Consider the following 16,864-nt stretch of genomic DNA (forward strand, 5'->3'; position numbering starts at 1 on the left):
CATGTCTAGCAACAGCCCCATGATTCGCTTCGGTCGCCACGCATCGTTAACGCTCGCGCTGACCCTGATCGCCGGTGTTTCTGCACTACACGCACCGGTAGCAAATGCAGCCGCCACGACCACCACCGGCTCGACCGAACTCAGTCCCACGCCGGTGAACGAGACACAGGCCGAACCGCCGAATATTGCAGTCACTTTCGACAATTCGGGATCGATGGCGTGGACGCATCTGGGCGACGTGCCGCCATATACCACCAATAGTGACGGCACCACCAAAAGCGGCCTTAGCAACGTAAACTGGAACAACGGTCCTTGGCGTTGCGCCGGCATGGTCGATGCCGATTATCTGGATGGCAGCACCTCGCCGCTGGATTCGCTGGTGATGAATGGTGTGTACTACAACCCGAACGTCACCTATACCCCGCCAGTCTACGCCGACGGGACCTCATTCCCTCAAGCAGGTGACAGCAGTCAGACTGCGACCACGCTGGCCTACTTAGACAGCGTATGGATTGACGGTATTGCGATAAACCGCCCGCTGTCTGCCGCTACAGCTGGATCTCCTGGTTACTACAACAATCCGGATGTCGACTCCCCTGGCGCAGGGTATGTGACCAATCTGAGCGGCACTGGATCGTCCGTAACAACTTATTACGTCGAGTTCGGAACTTCCGCTTCCGTGTGCCCCAGCAACGCTGACGCGGGTTCATGCAAACAGTACACATCGGGCGGGTCGTCGTCCTCGTACTTTTTTTACTACAAAGGCAACAGCGGTAGTTCGGGCTCTGGAGTCAGTAAGCAATATTACGGAACTAGCCTCTCGGTCCAGACAACCAGCGGCAGCGGCTATACCAAAGCATCCAGTTCCAACAGTGCGGCTGCCAACTACACCATGTGGTCGGTCACGACAATCAGCTCGACGGCAGACAACCGTTGGAGATGCGGACAAGGTGGCTCGTCCTCGACAAGCAATTCCGGCGATGACGGCTGGTCCCAGACTAGCCCGATGGATGGCCTGGCACACACGCTTAGCGACGGCAGCAGCGTCACCTATACCAATGGCGGCCCTTATTACTATCGCTTAAAAAAAGGCGTCGCGGTCAGTCTCAATTCCTATGGCCAACCATCAACGACTACCGACATCCAGACGCTTTACACCGGCAGCAATTGGGAGGCCGTACCCGTTCCGACCAGCCAGTACCAGAATTTCGCTAACTGGTATGCGTATTACCGTACCCGCAACCAGATGGCACGTTCGTCGCTGGCACGCGTCTTTGGCAGCAATAGTTTGGCAAGCACTACTTCCACAGGTGGCTACGGCAGCACCATTCGCGTTGCTTGGCAAAACCTCTACACCTCCGACAAGTTCACGCTTCAGTCGAACACCATCATCAGCAGCCTTATCGATACCACGCCGGCTACTTGCAAGAGTTCGCAACCCTCGCTTGGATCTCAATCTCTAAAAAGCGGCACGACGACATCCCCACCGACCTGTTATCGAAGCGACTTCTTCAATTGGATATTTCAAGTACCGGCAAGCGGCGGAACGCCAACGCGCAGTGCGATGGACCGCGCGGGCTTGTTCTTCGAGCGCGGCGGCTCGCTTAATAACAACGTTTCCCAAGGCGATCTGCATGACCCGTACTGGCAAGCTTCCACGACCGGCACGGGTACTGGTAGCGAGCTGAGCTGCCGCCAGAATTTCCATATGCTGATTACTGATGGTTTGTGGAACGGCAGCGCCGATGGCCCGTCGGCCGCATCCCTTAACAATGCGCCTTCAACGACGACATCATTGCCGGATGGCACTGCCTTTCCGACACCCGGTGCAGGCAAGGTCACAGCGATCTACAACCAGGTAGACGATGGCGGGGACACCGGTTATGCCTCACTTTCTGATATCGCCTTCAACTATTGGGCTACCGACCTCCGCCCGGATCTCTACGACCCGGCCAACGGTAAGTTCGTGGCGCCTTACATCAACGATACGACAACCGGTGTCGTAACCACTACAACTCAGTCCTCCAGCGGTACGAATGACGCCAACGTCAACGACGAAATCTATTTCAATCCCAAGAACGACCCGGCCAATTGGCCACATATGTCGCAATACTTGATCGGCCTGGGTGTGAGCGGCGTGCTCAACTATTCCGCCAATACCGATTGCACCGATACGACCGATGCCATCGCTGCCGACGCGTGCGCATTGCGCAAAGGAACAACCAACTCATCCGGTAGCACCGTATGGCCCACTCCCAACGGCTCTGGCAGCGGCATCGCTGCAAACATCGATGACACTTGGCATGCGGCGCTGGCCGGTCGTGGCCAGTTCTTCAGCGCTGCCAATCCACAAGACCTGGTAACGAAGCTCAGCAGTGTACTCACCAGCATCACCGCGCGCGCGGCAACTCCTGCCATCAGCGCGGTCAACGCCTCAGTACTGACGACAGGAGCTTTGTCGTTCCAAACCGGCTACAGCTCCGTCGATTGGACGGGCTTGTTGGAAGCATTCGGATTGAATGCCGATGGCACGACTGGACCCATGGTGTGGAATGCCGGCACTCTTCTCACTGGCGGCACGCCATCCGCCACGTCGCGCCAGATTCTTACATCCAGCCTGGGCAGCGCCGCTTCGGTGGCCGCCGGCATGAGCTTCGAGCCTACCTCTACATTCGATACGGCGGAGACCACCGGCCTGGGACCTGCCACTCCCACTTCCACCGACACACAGACCAACCGCATCAACTACCTGCGGGGCGATCGGACCAACGAAAGTAACGGCACGTATCGCACTCGCGACAGCCTGCTCGGTGCGATCATCGATTCGCAACCGGCGTACGTGAGCTACCCGGCGAGCGGATATACCAACAACTGGCCTTCCGGTTCGCCCGAGGCAACTGCAGCAGCGGCGAGTAACGGCACCGACGACAAATCCTACGACTCGTTTGTCTCTGACCATGCCTCGCGTGATCCCACCGTCTATGTGGGTGCCAATGACGGCATGTTACATGCGTTCTATGCACCCGTACCGACATGCAATAACACAGATCCAACTACGGGCTATTGCACCTCCTATACTGCGGGCAACAATGCCGGCCAGGAACTGTTTGCGTACATTCCGCGCGCGGTTTATGGCAACCTCGGCAGCCTTACCAGTGCGACCAGCTTCACCTTCCAGCCGACGGTAAACGGCTCCCCGGTCACCAGCGATGTATTCTTCAGCGAAAACAACCAGGCCACCTGGCACACCTTGCTGGTAGGCAGTTTGCGATTGGGTGGCCGCGGTGTTTACGCACTGGACATCACCGACCCCACGGCGGTGACCGAAGCCAATGCCTCGAGCAAAGTGTTGTGGGAATTCGATAGCGATGTAACCGCGCCGTCGTCCTCAACATGTACCGCGATCCAAGGCACCAGCAGTGATAGCGCCGGCTGCAAACCTTCGGATCTAGGCTTCACCTATGGTCAGCCCAATATCGGGCGTCTGGCGAACGGTAAATGGGTCGTGCTGGTGCCGAGCGGTTACTTCCCCGATTGCAGTCAGACGGACAAACCCGTCATCTGCAATAACGCCTCTCCGCCCGCAACACCTACGGACAGCACCGGCAAGACCTTCAGCTCGCTGTTCGTGCTGGATGCACAGACCGGTGCCCTGATCGCGGAATTGAAGACCCCGACAAGCATTGCGAATGTGGCTAGCTATGGATTGTCTTCGCCCGTGCTGGGCGACTATAACAATGATCAGGTCGATGACGTCGCTTTTGCAGGTGACTTGGCGGGCAATGTGTGGCGTTTTGATCTCAGCGATCCCAGTCCGTCGAACTGGAAGGTGACGCTGACCTACCAACCCACAACCCAAGGTGCCCAGCCAATCACGACTATGCCACGCCTCTTCCCGGACTCCACGACCAACCGGTTCATGGTGGTATTTGGTACCGGCAAGTATCTTGGCGCCAGCGATAATACGAGCACGACGATACAAGCGGTGTACGGTATTCGCGATACATTGGACAGCAGCGGTAATCCGCTCACCGTGAACGGCACTTCCTCATTGGTCCAACAGACGTTGGGTTCGGTCGCTGGCACCGGCTCCCTTGCAGGTGCCACATTGCTCACTCTAACCAGTAACACCGTGAACTCGTCGAGCGAAGGCTGGTATTTCAATCTGGCCACTTACACCGGCACCACGCAAACCGATGCTGGTGAACGTGTCGTCGTAACACCTGCTGCGCTCTTCAACAGCAACACCGTGGTCATCAGTACCCTTATTCCAGGCACCTCCGATCCATGTAATCCCACGACCACTGGCTCAATCTTGTTCGTCAATGCAAGCACGGGCAGCCCGGGAACGGCCGGCGTGTCCTCACTAGGCGGTTATCCGTATGTGGGCGCGCAAGTGAATAACGTTCGTACCAGCGGCACATTGCCAGTGACTACGCCAGTTGGTGGCGGTAGCACCGTTCTGCCTGGTGTCACGATCAGCGGAACCAACCCGGCCAAGCCGCTCACAGGCAATGCCGCGATATGGCGCCGCCGCTCATGGTCGATCTTGACCAATGATCAATAAGAGGGGATTTCTTATGGCACGTTCGCGTGGTTTCACCCTGGTCGAACTGATGATCGTGGTGGCAATTATTGCCATCCTTGCCGCAATCGCGGTGCCCGCCTATTTGCGCTACGGTTACCGCGCACGACGCGTGGATGGGCAACAACTGCTGCTAACCATCGCCAACGCGGAAGAGCGCTACTACGCCGTCAATAACCAGTACACCACGGACCCGACCAAGATTGGCTTCTCCACAACGCCAGCTGTCTCGAACAACGGGTACTATTCGGCGACGATAACGCCGGCCTCCGGCAGCACGTCAGCCCAAACGTATCTGGCCACCGCAACCCCGCAGAGCTCGCAGGCTAACGACGTGTGTGGCCCGCTATCGATAGATAATACCGGCGCCAAGCTACCCAGCACGAGCAATACCACCCTGAACAGCAACGGCAACTGCTGGTGACGGCCATGAACAACACACGTTCCCATATGCCTGGGTTTTCGCTCATTGAACTGATGGTGACGCTTGGCGTGATGGCAATCTTGCTGGTCATGGCCTCGCCGATGATCACCACGACTCTTGAAAAAAACAACGTCAGCTCGGCTACCAACTCACTGCTTGCGAGCATCAACTACGCACGCGCGGAAGCCATCGGTCGCGGCACGTACGTATCGATGTGCCCAACGACCGACGGCAGAACATGTACTACCAGTACCGATTACGATACGGGCTGGCTGATCTATGCCTACACGTCCAGCCCCGTTGCGCAGGCCGCGTACGACAGCACAAAGTCCAACAATATTCTGCTGCGCTATATCACTGCCCGGAGCGGGGTTTCCATCCAGGCTGGAAATACCAAGATCCTCACTTTTGGCCCGCAGGGTGAAATGAAGCCCGACAACACCCCATCCGCCTTTGACATCTGCTATCAACAAGCAAGCAGCGGCACAGCCCAAAGCACCAGTGAGGTACCGGGAGTGTTGCTTACGCTGGAAAGCTCCGGCAACGCATTCAATCAAACGTTGGCCGCCGGCGCGGCATGCACGGGACCTGCTCCATCTTCATCGATTTAGTCACGCTCAAAAACCAGCGCCCGAATCTTGCCTGCTGCGGGAGTTCAAGCCACACGGCGCCAAGCCGTCCTGCAATCGACTTTTTCTAGGCATCAGCAGCCAATGCGCGGATAATCGACACCCCTCGAAACCACGCAACAGCAGTCAATGTACATACCCGGTCAACGCTGGATCTCCACCGCCGAACCCGAACTCGGCCTCGGCACCGTGCTGCGCGTCGAGGGGCGCGGGGTGCAGGTGCTGTTTGCCAAGTCTGGGGTGCTACGGCCTTATGCCGTCGATTCCGCCCCCCTTGTTCGCGCCGAGTTTCGAGCGGGGCAGCGAGTGGCGGGCAAAGGCATCGCCTTTCTGGTGGAGCGGGTCGAGGAACGCGAGGGGCTGCTGGTCTATCGCGGCGAAGGGCGGGAGCTGCATGAGGGTCAGCTGGATGATGAGCAGAGTGTCAGCCAGGCGGATGACCGGCTGATTGGCGGGCGCACCGATCCGGTACCGCATTTCGAATTGCGCCTGGAAAGCCTGAAGCGCCGGGCCGAGGCGCGGCGTTCGGCGAGCTGGGGGCTGAGTTCCGCACGCATCGGCCTGGTGCCGCATCAGCTGCGCGTGGCGGGTATTGCCGCGGCGCGGCGTCCCCCTCGCGTGTTGTTGGCAGATGAAGTGGGCCTGGGCAAGACGATCGAGGCGGGCATGGTCGTCGCGCGCCAGATTGCGGCTGGCCGCGCCTCGCGGGTATTGGTGCTGCTGCCGGACACACTGGTGTACCAGTGGTTCGTGGAGCTGTTGCGTCGCTTCAACCTCAGCTTTGCGATCTACGACGAGGAGCGGTGCGAAGCGCTGGAGCAATCCGGCAGCGACGCCAATCCGTTCGACGACGAGCAACTGGTGATCGCCGACTTCGGCTTTCTGGAGCACAACCCCAAGCGTGCCGCACAATTGGTGCAGGCCGGCTGGGATCTGCTGGTGGTGGATGAAGCCCATCACCTCGCATGGACGCCTGAGAGCGCCAGTCCGCGCTACACCCTGGTGGAACAATTGGCCGCGGCCACGCCTGGCGTGATTCTGCTGACAGCCACACCGGAGCAATTGGGGCGTAGCGGCCACTTCGCCCGCCTGCGCCTGCTCGATCCGCAGCGCTATCACGATCTGGTGGCTTATCTCGCCGAATCGGAACACTTCCAGGCACTTTCACATATCGCCGACAAATTGCTGGCACACACGCCGCTCGAGGCTTCCGAGCTGGAGCAGCTGCGCAAGGCTTTCGAAGGCGACACGACACTGCAAGCCTGCCTTGCCGACACCACCAAACCCGAACACAGCCGAGAACTGCTGGCGGCGTTGATCGATCGCCACGGCACCGGCCGCTCCATGTTCCGCAATCGTCGCGCCAGCATCGGTGGCTTTCCAAAGCGCGTACCGGTGTGGGAACTGGTCGATGCGCAGCAGCTGGATGAAGTCGCACGCCAGGCATGGCTGATGGAATTCCATGCGGATATCCAGCAGCCCATGCCGGTGCTCGAACTGGATTATGCGAACGACCCGCGCATCGACACGCTGGTCGCCTTGCTCGATCGCTATCCACAGGACAAGTTCCTGCTGATCTGCCGCAGCCAGGCCAAGGTGCTGGCCTTGGAAGAAGCACTACGAACGCGCACCGGCGCGGGCATTGCGCGTTTCCATGAAGGCTTGGGAATCGTGCAGCGCGATCGCAATGCCGCTTATTTTGCCCAAGCAGATGGCGCACGCTTGCTGATCTGCTCGGAAATTGGTTCGGAAGGACGCAACTTCCAGTTTGCGCATCGGCTGGTGCTGTGGGACCTGCCGCTGGATCCGGATCTGCTTGAGCAGCGCATCGGTCGCCTCGATCGCATCGGGCAGAAGCACGACATCAGCATTCACATCATTGCCGCACCCGATAGCGCGCAGCATGTGCTGGCGCGCTGGTATGACGAGGGCATCGACGCGTTCCGCACCAGCCCGGCCGATGGCCGCGAATTGCTGCGCCGTTTTGGCGACACCTTGGCCAAGCTGGCCGAAGAGCATGCGCGTGGCGCTGATCAGCGCGACCAGGAACTGGATGTGCTGCTCGCCGAAACGCGCGCCGCGCACGAACAGATGGCCGAATTGATCCGCGCCGGCCGCGATCATCTGCTTGAGCTGGCCGCCAGCCGCGACCTGCACGCGGATGAATTGGCGCAAGCATTCCGGCGTGAAGATGACGACCCTTCGCGCGATGCTTTCCAGCAGCGCTTGCTGGAATCCTTCGGCATTCACGCGGAAGAACTCAGCGCCAATGTGTTGCTGCTCGATCCGCAGTATCTCTCCACCGATGCCCTGCCCGGCTTTGCCGAAGGCCCGGTGTCGGTCACGTTCTCGCGCGACGTGGCGCTTGCGCGTGAAGAGTTGCCGCTATTGCGACTGGATCATCCAATGATCGCCGGCGCGATCGACCTGGTGCTTTCCAATGAACGCGGCAATGCCACCTTCATGGTGGATGATGCGTTGCCGCCGCGTAACGCACTCTTGCAAGCGGTCTATGTATTGGAATGCGTCGCCGAGCGCAGCCTGGATGCGGAGCGTTTCCTGCCCACGCAGCCGATCGTGGCGACCATCGATACCAAACTCACCGAGCGGCCCAATTTCCAGCCCAGCGACATGGCGGTGCGCAAAGCGGGAGATCGCACGATTGAAGTACCGCGCTATCGCAAGTTCCTCGCCAAGCTGGTGCCGCCGATGCTGGAAAAAGCCGAGGCTGCGGCAAGCTTGCGTGCGCAAACCAGCATGACGGCGGCGTTGACCGAAGCAAGGGAAACGCTGGATGCGGAATTGGCGCGACTGCATGCGCTGCGTGCAGTGAATCCGTCGATCAGCGAGGCGGAAATTGCGCGACTGGAAGAAGAGCGTACGGCAATGCTGGCTGCATTGCCGCAGGCGCGGTTGCGCCTGGATGCGGTGCGGTTTGTGGTGAGCCCGGATTTTCTGGCGTTGCGGTGATTTTGCAGCCGAACCCAACGTACCCGAAGGCCCGTAAGCTGGGATGGTCATCCCAGCCTGCGCTGATCGCTTACTCAGGCCGCATTCGCATCCACGGCAACGACTGCTATCCGCTTGCCGATGCCGAACACGAAATACGCCACCGTCAACAGCACGACCCACGCCGCACCTACGTACAAAGCCACGCGCGTACCCGGGTCATAACCGAGCATCACCAGCACGAACATCAGGAACGCCAGGCAGATGGCGCTGGTAATCGGCCAGCCGCGCAACGGGAACGCGGTCTTGCCAAAACGGCGGCGGAAGCTGAAGTGCGCGATCAACACCATCGACCACGTCCACACGGTGTTGAACGAAAGAATCGACATCATCATCTCGAAGATGCGCTTGGGCAGCTCATAGTTGAGCACCACGCCGAACAGCAGGCACGCCAGCGTGACCAGCACGCCGCGCATCGGCACGCCATGTCCGCTCACCTTGGCCAGGAACGCCGGCGCCTGCCCCTTGTTGGCCAGGCTGTAGAGCATGCGGCTGCCGCTGAAGGTGGTGCTGTTGAAACCTGACAGCGCCGCAGTGATCAGCACGAAATTGATGATGCCCGCGGCTTGTGCAATACCGAGCTTGTCGAAGGTGGTGACGAACGGACTGCCCTGGGTACCGATCTGGTTCCATGGATAGATCGCCATGATCACGAACAGCGCGCCCACGTAGAAAATCAGGATGCGCCACAGCACCGAATTGACAGCGCGCGGAATGGTGCGCTCCGGCTGCGAGGCTTCGCCCGCCGCCATACCTACTGTTTCGATGCCGCCGAAAGAAAACACCACTACCGGCAGCGCCAACACCATGCCCACGAATCCATGGGGAAACCACCCGCCGTGGCTCCACAGATTGGAAAGACCCATCGGATGGCCGCCGTTGCCCCAGCCCAGCCAGATCATGCCGGCGCCGCCCAGGATCATCAGCACCACGGTCACTACCTTGATCATGGTGAACCAGAATTCCATCTCGCCGTAGACCTTCACGGCCATGAGATTCAACGAGCCGATCATCACCACGCTGCCGAGCACCCAGATCCATTGCGGCAAGTCGGGAAACCATTGCTTCATATAGATGCCCACGCCAGTGCTTTCAGCCATGCCGACGCCCACCATCAACAGCCAGTAGTTCCAACCGGTGACGTAGCCGGCGAACGGGCCCAGGTAGCGATGCGCGTAGCTGCTGAACGAACCGGCGACCGGGTCGTGCACGGCCATTTCGCCGAGCGCGCGCATGATGATGAAGATCATCAGGCCGCCAAACATGTATGCGAACAACACCGAGGGGCCGGCCAACTGGATGGTGCTGGCCGAGCCCAGGAACAGGCCCGTGCCGATGGCCATGCCCAGCGCCATGAAGGTGATGTGGCGCGGCATCAGCCGGCGCTGCAGGTGTTGCGTCATGTTTTCCGCCCTTGGAATTTTTGTTCAGCGCATCAAACGGTGCCGAGGTTTGATCGGCAACTTGCCACGCCAGTATTCGATCATCAGGAAGCCGCCGAGCATACCGCCAAGGTGGGCGAAATGCGCAACGTTCGCCTGCCATCCGCCAACGCCCAGCACCAGCTCCACCCCGCCATACAGGATCACGAACAGCCAGGCGGGAATGGGAATCGGCAGGAAGATCAGCATCAGCCGCTCATGCGGATAAAGCATGCCGAACGCCAGCAGCAGCCCGAAGATGGCGCCGGACGCGCCAAGCGTAGGCTCGAAGCCGTGCGTGAAGTACTTCACCACCAGCAGTTGCGTCAGCGCAGCGGTGATCAGGCAGACGAAGTAATAGAGCAAAAAAGGACGCGCGCCGAAGGTCTGTTCGATCGCGCCGCCGAACATGTACAGCGCGAACATGTTGAAAAAGATGTGCTGGATGCTGCCGTGCATGAAGGCGTAGGTCACCAGCTGCCATGGCCGAAAGCCGATGGCCGTGACGCTGCCATCCGAGAGCTGCGCCATCTGGTCCGGCCCCCAGGGCCATAGCGCGAAATGCGCAAGCAAGGTCTCGTGCATCACCTGCTGCAGCAGGAACACCACGATGTTGGCGATGAGCAGGTAGAGCGTGACGGGCGGCAGGCGAGTAGGCATGAGATGCGTTTGGGGCGAGCATGTCGGTGGGGTTGGCGCAGCGTAACCCAACGGCTGGCGCCAAATGCCTAGATATCGTTGGGTTATTCCGCGCGACAGCGGCTGTGATGAAATCCCCGCATCGGAAGCCGCAAGAATGCTTGTGTGCAGCAGCTCGATAACCCGCAAAACGCGGCAAATCTGTTCCCTCCCCTGCTTGCAGGGGAGGGAACGTTATCGCGACCTACGCGCCATCTGCAAATAAAAAAAAGCCACCCGCAGGTGGCCTTTCAAAGTCGTCATTTACCGGGAAATCAACCGTTGTGCGCGCCAGCGTCGATCTGCGCCATGGCTTCCGGACGACGAGCGCCGGCAAAGTGCTTGGCCCAGTAGCTGTCGGACAGATTGTCTACGCGCACGGACTCGCCACGGCGTGGGGAATGGATGAAGCGGCCCTGGCCGATATAGATCGCCACGTGCGAGATGCGGCCCTTGCCATGGCGGCCACCGGCGGTACGGAAGAACACCAGGTCGCCCGGCTTCATGTCGTCGCGGTGGATGATCTTGCCGACCAGGTATTGCGAGGCGGAGTTGCTCGGCAGCTGCAGGCCGATGGCGCGTTCAAATACGTAGCGAACGAAGCCACTGCAATCAAAGCCAGTGGAGGGATCGCGGCCGCCGCGCACATAGCGCACGTGGCGCAGCTCCATGGCCAGGCCGATCAGCATGTCGCGCAGGCCCTGACTGGTCTTGGCATCGCTGAACTGCACCGATGTATCGGTATCGTCATCCGACGTAGCGGCAGCATCGGCGGTGACGCCACTCTTGGCGGACGTTACCGTGGCGAAGGGAAGCTGGGTAGGAAGCGTGGATTGCGCCATGGCCACGGCAGGGGTAAACGCGGCCAGCGGACTCATCAACGCAGTGGAAAACTTTCCGGAAACCTGGGCCTGAATGCTGCTGCTAGCGTCAGCGGCGAAAGCGGTGCCTGAAAAGCACATAGCCGTGGCAAGCGCGGCGAGTACAAGTCGCGTGTTTGGCATTCGGTGATCTCTGGGCGGTTACCAGTCCGGCCGTCGCCCCCTGCGGCGGCCGTGACGAAGCAGTGAAGGTAACAAAGCCCTACCGCTGACTTGTTCGGATGAGGTTAACTGAACCCCATCGTTCGAAAACTCGAATGGCGGCGCCCGGCCTCTCCAACTGCTTGATCTGCAAAGTCTTCTTTCAGGAACTTCGATTTACCTATAAACGGGAATCGAAAAAATTTTCGGAACATTTGCAGGTTTTGCAGGTGAAGTCTCACTTGGGCATGTAGGAACGGCTACCAAAAATAGCGGTCCCAATCCGCACTTCCGTAGCGCCTTCAGCAATCGCCAACGGGTAGTCACCGCTCATGCCCATGGACAGGCGTGGCAGCGCGTAACCCGCCTCCACGCACCGATCACGCAGTTCCCGCAGCTGGCGAAAGCACGCACGCACCTCATCGGCATCCTCGGACAAGGTCGCCAGCGTCATCAGGCCCTGCACGCGCAGGTTGGGAAACGCGCGCAGCCGCTGCAGGAAGTCCGGCAATTCTTCCGCCGGCAGACCCTGCTTGGTCTCCTCGCGGGCCGTCTTGACCTGCACCAGCACGTCCAGGCTGCGGCTTTCGGCCTCCAGGCGGCGCTGCAATGCCTCGGCCAGCTCCAACCGGTCCAGCGATTGCACCTCGCTGGCCAGCCGCGCCACGTCCTTGGCTTTGTTGGTCTGCAAATGGCCGATCACCACCCAGTCGATCATCTCGCCCGCCAAGGCCGCGGCCTTCTCGCGGATTTCCTGCACCTTGTTCTCGCCGAAGCGATGCAGGCCCAGCGCCAATGCGGCCCTGACCACGTCCGCACCGAAGGTCTTGCTGACCGGCAGCACGGATACCTCCGCCGGGTCGCGGCCAGCCTCACGGCAGGCAGCGTCCACGCGCTGCCGCACCGCGGCCCAATTGGCGGCGATATCGCTCATCGCGCGCTTTGCTGGAAGTGCTTCGCCACGACCTCGGCCACCACCATCGACACTTTCTTGCCGGTCGGGATGTGCAAGAACTCGTTGGGACCATGCGCGTTGGAATGCGGCCCCAGCACGCCGGTGATCAGGAACTGCGCCTGCGGGAACTTGGCCCCCAGCATGCCCATGAAGGGAATGGTGCCACCCTCGCCCATATAGGCGGCCGGCGCGCCGAAGTAATGCTGCGAGGCATCGGCCACTGCCTGTTCCAGCCAGGGCGACAGCTGCGGCGCGTTCCAGCCGCTGCCGTCCTTCTCCAGCTTGAAGGTGATCTTGGCACCGTACGGCGGGTCCTTTTCCAACAACTGTTTGACGTAGACGCTGGCCCTGGCGCCATCCAGCGTCGGCGGCAAGCGCAGGCTGAGCTTCACACTGGTCTTCGGCCGCAGTACGTTACCGGCGCTTTCCAGCGGCGGCAGCCCGTCGGCGCCGGTCACTGCCAACTGCGGGCGCCAGGTGCGGTTGAGCACCAGTTCGGCGAGATCTCCGGTGACCGGCTGCATGCCCGCCACGAAGGGAAATTTCTCGTACACCGCCTTGCCAAGCACGCCGGTCGCCGCCTTGGCCTGCTCGATGCGCTGCGGCGGAATCTCCACATGCAATTCTTTCGGTTTGATCTGCCCGGTTTGCGGATCTTCCAGCCGCGACAGCAACTCGCGCAGGATGCGGAAGCTGGAAGGCACCACACCGGAGGCATCGCCCGAGTGCACGCCCTCTTCCAGCACCTGCACGGTGAGCTCGCCGCCGGTCATGCCGCGCAGCGACGTGGTAAGCCACAACTGCTCGTAATTGCCGCAGCCGGAATCCAGGCACACCACCAGCGAAGGATTGCCGATGCGCGGGGCGAGGTGGTCCACGTAATACGGCAGGTCGTAGCTGCCGGACTCTTCGCAGGCTTCGATCAGCACCACGCAGCGCGCATGCGGCACGCCTTGCTCGCGCAAGGCCAGCAAAGCAGCGAGCGAACCGAAGATGGCATAGCCGTCATCGGCGCCCCCGCGACCGTAGAGCTTGTCGCCCTTGAGCACCGGCGTCCATGGCCCCAGCCCTTCCGACCAGCCGGTCATCTCCGGCTGCTTGTCGAGGTGGCCGTACAGCACCACGGTGTCGTCGTTCTGGCCCGGCACTTCGATGTAGATCAGCGGTGTACGCCCCTCCAGCCGCACCACTTCCAAGGTCGCGCCCGGCAGCTGCGAAAGCTTGCTGCGCGCCCAGCCTTCCATCAGCTTCACTGCGGCATCCATGTACCCGTGCGCCACCCAATCCTTGTCGAACATCGGCGATTTGTTGGGAATGCGGATGTATTCCACCAATTGCGGAACGATCTCGGCATCCCACAGATCGCTGATGTAACGAGTGATGCGCGCGGTATCCATGGGGGACTCCTGGAAGATGGGAAAACGCGATGTTAACAGCGCGTGCCATCTCAACTCTTGCTGCAAGAGAACATGTCGCTTTTTCGATGCAAGCCAAGCGCGCAAACACGTCATGTTCATCACTCGCACGCACAACCTCGGTGAGTCTGGATGACACTCACATGCGTGCAACTCAGCCATGCCTGTACGCGCTCCACCGACTGGGCTCCACGTACGCGACAACGCAAAGTGAGGTCGCGGCAGGACAGCGCCGCCCATCCACTTTTCCAGGGAGATTCCATATGTTGAAAAAACTCGCCGCCGTTGCCGCATTGGCGTTGTCGTTCGCACTGCCCGCCTTCGCCGCCACGCCGGTCAATATCAACACGGCGGATGCGGAAACGATCGCCAAGTCGCTGGACGGCATTGGCCTGGCCAAGGCGAAAGCCATCGTTGCCTTCCGCGACGAACATGGGCCGTTCAAGAGCGCGGACGAATTGTCGCAGGTGAAAGGCATCGGCCCGGCCACGCTACAGCGCAATCACGACGCGATCCTGCTCAGCGGCGAAGGCGCGAAAGCACCTGCCGACGCGGCAACCAAGCCCAAGCACGCCAAGAAGTCCAAAGCGGCCATGGAAGAAGCCCCTCAGGACTGATCCACTCGCAAGCCTCGATACGGCCTGCCTACGCGGGCCGTATTTTCAGGCAAGGCTTGCGCTACACTCCGCGGCGCCGCAACTCCATCCGCCGCCGCCATTTCACCATGATCCTGCCCCGCTACCGCATTGGCTCCTCCACGATTCGTGGTGCGGGCAAGGGGCTGTTCCTGGACGAAGAGGTGGAAGCAGGGCGCATCATCACCGCACCGGATGCCATCGACCGCACTTATCCGTTGAGTGAACTGCAGGCCAAACCCGAGCAGATGTACGCCAGCGCGCGCTGGTTCGAAGATCGCTACACGTTGTCGCCGGAATGGCCGGACGAGTGCTACATCAACCACAGCTTTGCGCCAACGGGCCTCTGGCATCTGGGTTTTGTATTCGCCCTGCACGACCTGCCCGCCGGCACCGAACTCACCGTGGATTACCGTCACCTGCTGCCGCCCGGGCAGGAGGAGGACTTTATCGACACGGCCACCGGTGAGAAAATCATTGGTCTGCCCTGGGACGAGAGCCTGATGATCACCACCCGCGCTCTGGCCCGAGTGTTGGATAGCGCGAGCTTAACGATTGACCGGCAATGATCGACATTCCCACCCTTGAAACCGAACGCCTGCGCCTGACCGCGCTGACCGAACGTCACTTCAACGACTACGCCGCGATGCTTGCCGATCCGGAAAGCACGCGCTGGATCGGCGATGGCTTGCCGCTGGATCGCACCAATGCCTGGCGCTCGCTGGCCATGCTGATCGGCCATTGGCAATTGCGTGGCTACGGCATGTGGGCGTTGGAATTGAAAGACACCGGCGAATTCATCGGACGCGCCGGATTGCTCCATCCCGAAGGCTGGCCCGATGTGGAAATGGGCTGGATGCTCAAGCCCGATCATCGGCATCACGGCTATGCCACCGAAGCCGGCGCCATCATCCTCGATTACGCCTGGAATCAGCTGCAGTTGCAGCGCGTGATCAGCCTGGTACGCGTCGGTAACGAAGCCTCCGACCGCGTCGCCGAACGGCTTGGCGGCGAACACATCGAGGACATCGATTTCTTCGGCAGCGACAACCACGTTTTTGCGTATTACCCGCCGCATCGCGAATTGCGGCGCCACGCGTTTGCGTGACGTCACGGTTGTAATCGCAGGTTGGGTTGGCGCAGCGTAACCCAACATTTTCGAGCGACATTGGCGGGTTACGCTGCGCTGACCCCACCTACATCGTCATGCACGCGTAGGCATGACCATCCGGGCCACCTCCGCTAGCGCAAACAGCCGCGCCGTACGCATCCAGCCGGCCGCCAGCACGATCAACTGGCTCAGCAACAAAGCCAATATCACACCACCCAGGCCGACGGCAGTCACCTGGATGCGCAGCACACCGAACGCGAATGCCAGCGCCAGGCCGATCAGCGTGACTACCAGATAGAACAGCAAGGTCTTCACCGGCTGCTTGAACAACTGCGTGATGCCGCGCCACATCGCGCGCGTCGCCGAACGCAGGGATGTGTCGGCAATAAACGCCGCACGCGCCGATTCCACGATCGACTGCATCAGCACCAGCACGATCAACAGCACCCAGCGCGCGATGGCTTCGTACCGGTCCGCCTGTGATTCCAGCACGGCCTGCTCCGCGTGCTTGCCTGCCAGATGCATACCGAGAAAGTGCACACCGAACACCACACCGTAGGGAATCAGCGACCACAGCAACAAACGGAACATGCGGCCGTATTCCACCACGCCGCTCTGCAGCAAGGCGCCAAAGCCCAGCGCTCGCCCTGCGCGTCCGCTGCCGATCACCATGCCGGCAAGGAATGGCGACAACAGCAACGTGCACACCAGCGCGACGGCAAAGCCCGTCATCAGCCATTCCGGATGATTGAAAGAACTGGTGATCACATCACCGAACATGACCGCATTGAACTGTTGCGCCCATTCGGTCGAATGCACTGAGTTATCGAGCAGACCACCCAGCATGGTCCACAACGGGAAGGCGACCAGCGCGGTGGGAATCAACATGATCAGCAGCCATAGCAACAGCAACCGCCACTGCACAGCAGCGCGCATGCCGGACAACAGGGCTCCAATATTGACGGAACGAGACATGGTTG

13 protein-coding genes are annotated in these 16,864 nt (G+C 60.5%); 7 read left to right on the forward strand and 6 right to left on the reverse strand.

Annotated features, from left to right (window positions below):
* The first annotated feature begins 1 nt into the window (after position 1).
* From V7M64_RS06245 to rapA, 4 genes are all read left to right on the forward strand, one after another.
* Complete coding sequence (locus V7M64_RS06245; RefSeq protein ID WP_333677840.1) at positions 2-4,567, forward strand: PilC/PilY family type IV pilus protein; 4,566 nt, start codon at positions 2-4, stop codon at positions 4,565-4,567.
* A gap of 13 nt (positions 4,568-4,580) precedes the next feature.
* Positions 4,581-5,009: a type IV pilin protein gene (locus tag V7M64_RS06250; protein WP_333677842.1), complete on the forward strand. Its 429-nt coding sequence runs from the start codon at positions 4,581-4,583 to the stop codon at positions 5,007-5,009.
* A 5-nt stretch (positions 5,010-5,014) separates the two neighbouring features.
* Entirely contained in the window at positions 5,015-5,620 is a 606-nt protein-coding gene (locus tag V7M64_RS06255; protein WP_333677957.1) for a GspH/FimT family pseudopilin, read from the forward strand.
* 147 nt (positions 5,621-5,767) lie between these two features.
* Positions 5,768-8,608 carry an RNA polymerase-associated protein RapA gene (gene rapA, locus V7M64_RS06260; protein ID WP_333677844.1) on the forward strand — a complete coding sequence of 947 codons (2,841 nt, stop codon included), beginning with the start codon at positions 5,768-5,770 and terminating at the stop codon, positions 8,606-8,608.
* Positions 8,609-8,682: 74 nt separating this feature from the next.
* On the opposite strand, the gene V7M64_RS06265 is transcribed toward rapA, so the two are convergent.
* From V7M64_RS06265 to V7M64_RS06285, 5 genes are all read right to left on the reverse strand, one after another.
* Positions 8,683-10,050: an amino acid permease gene (locus tag V7M64_RS06265; RefSeq protein ID WP_333677846.1), complete on the reverse strand. Its 1,368-nt coding sequence runs from the start codon at positions 10,048-10,050 to the stop codon at positions 8,683-8,685.
* Positions 10,051-10,074: 24 nt separating this feature from the next.
* Positions 10,075-10,728, reverse strand: a complete 654-nt coding sequence (locus tag V7M64_RS06270) for a rhomboid family intramembrane serine protease (RefSeq protein ID WP_333677848.1) — start codon at positions 10,726-10,728, stop codon at positions 10,075-10,077.
* Positions 10,729-11,021: 293 nt separating this feature from the next.
* Positions 11,022-11,624, reverse strand: coding sequence for a C40 family peptidase (locus V7M64_RS06275; RefSeq protein ID WP_333677851.1), 603 nt, complete (start codon positions 11,622-11,624; stop codon positions 11,022-11,024).
* A gap of 382 nt (positions 11,625-12,006) precedes the next feature.
* On the reverse strand, positions 12,007-12,702 hold the full coding sequence (locus V7M64_RS06280) for a YggS family pyridoxal phosphate-dependent enzyme (protein WP_333677852.1): 696 nt from the start codon (positions 12,700-12,702) through the stop codon (positions 12,007-12,009).
* On the reverse strand, positions 12,699-14,120 hold the full coding sequence (locus tag V7M64_RS06285) for a M20 family metallopeptidase (protein ID WP_333677854.1): 1,422 nt from the start codon (positions 14,118-14,120) through the stop codon (positions 12,699-12,701). The genes V7M64_RS06280 and V7M64_RS06285 overlap by 4 nt, the downstream gene beginning before the upstream one ends.
* Before the next feature lie 281 nt (positions 14,121-14,401).
* Here V7M64_RS06285 and V7M64_RS06290 point away from each other — a divergent pair, with 281 nt between their 5' ends.
* The 3 genes from V7M64_RS06290 (at position 14,402) to V7M64_RS06300 (ending at position 15,881) form a co-directional block, all read left to right on the forward strand.
* Positions 14,402-14,755 (forward strand): helix-hairpin-helix domain-containing protein, encoded by a 354-nt coding sequence (locus V7M64_RS06290; protein WP_333677856.1) that lies wholly within the window; start codon positions 14,402-14,404, stop codon positions 14,753-14,755.
* A 107-nt stretch (positions 14,756-14,862) separates the two neighbouring features.
* Positions 14,863-15,342: an SET domain-containing protein gene (locus V7M64_RS06295; protein ID WP_333677959.1), complete on the forward strand. Its 480-nt coding sequence runs from the start codon at positions 14,863-14,865 to the stop codon at positions 15,340-15,342.
* Entirely contained in the window at positions 15,339-15,881 is a 543-nt protein-coding gene (locus V7M64_RS06300) for a GNAT family N-acetyltransferase (protein ID WP_333677858.1), read from the forward strand. Before V7M64_RS06295 ends, V7M64_RS06300 begins: the two co-directional genes overlap by 4 nt.
* A gap of 96 nt (positions 15,882-15,977) precedes the next feature.
* Here V7M64_RS06300 and V7M64_RS06305 read toward each other — a convergent pair whose 3' ends face one another.
* Positions 15,978-16,859: a hypothetical protein gene (locus V7M64_RS06305; RefSeq protein WP_333677859.1), complete on the reverse strand. Its 882-nt coding sequence runs from the start codon at positions 16,857-16,859 to the stop codon at positions 15,978-15,980.
* Between the last annotated feature and the right edge of the window lie 5 nt (positions 16,860-16,864).

Origin of the sequence: Dyella sp. (assembly GCF_036746095.1) — a bacterium.
Classification (GTDB): domain Bacteria; phylum Pseudomonadota; class Gammaproteobacteria; order Xanthomonadales; family Rhodanobacteraceae; genus Dyella_B.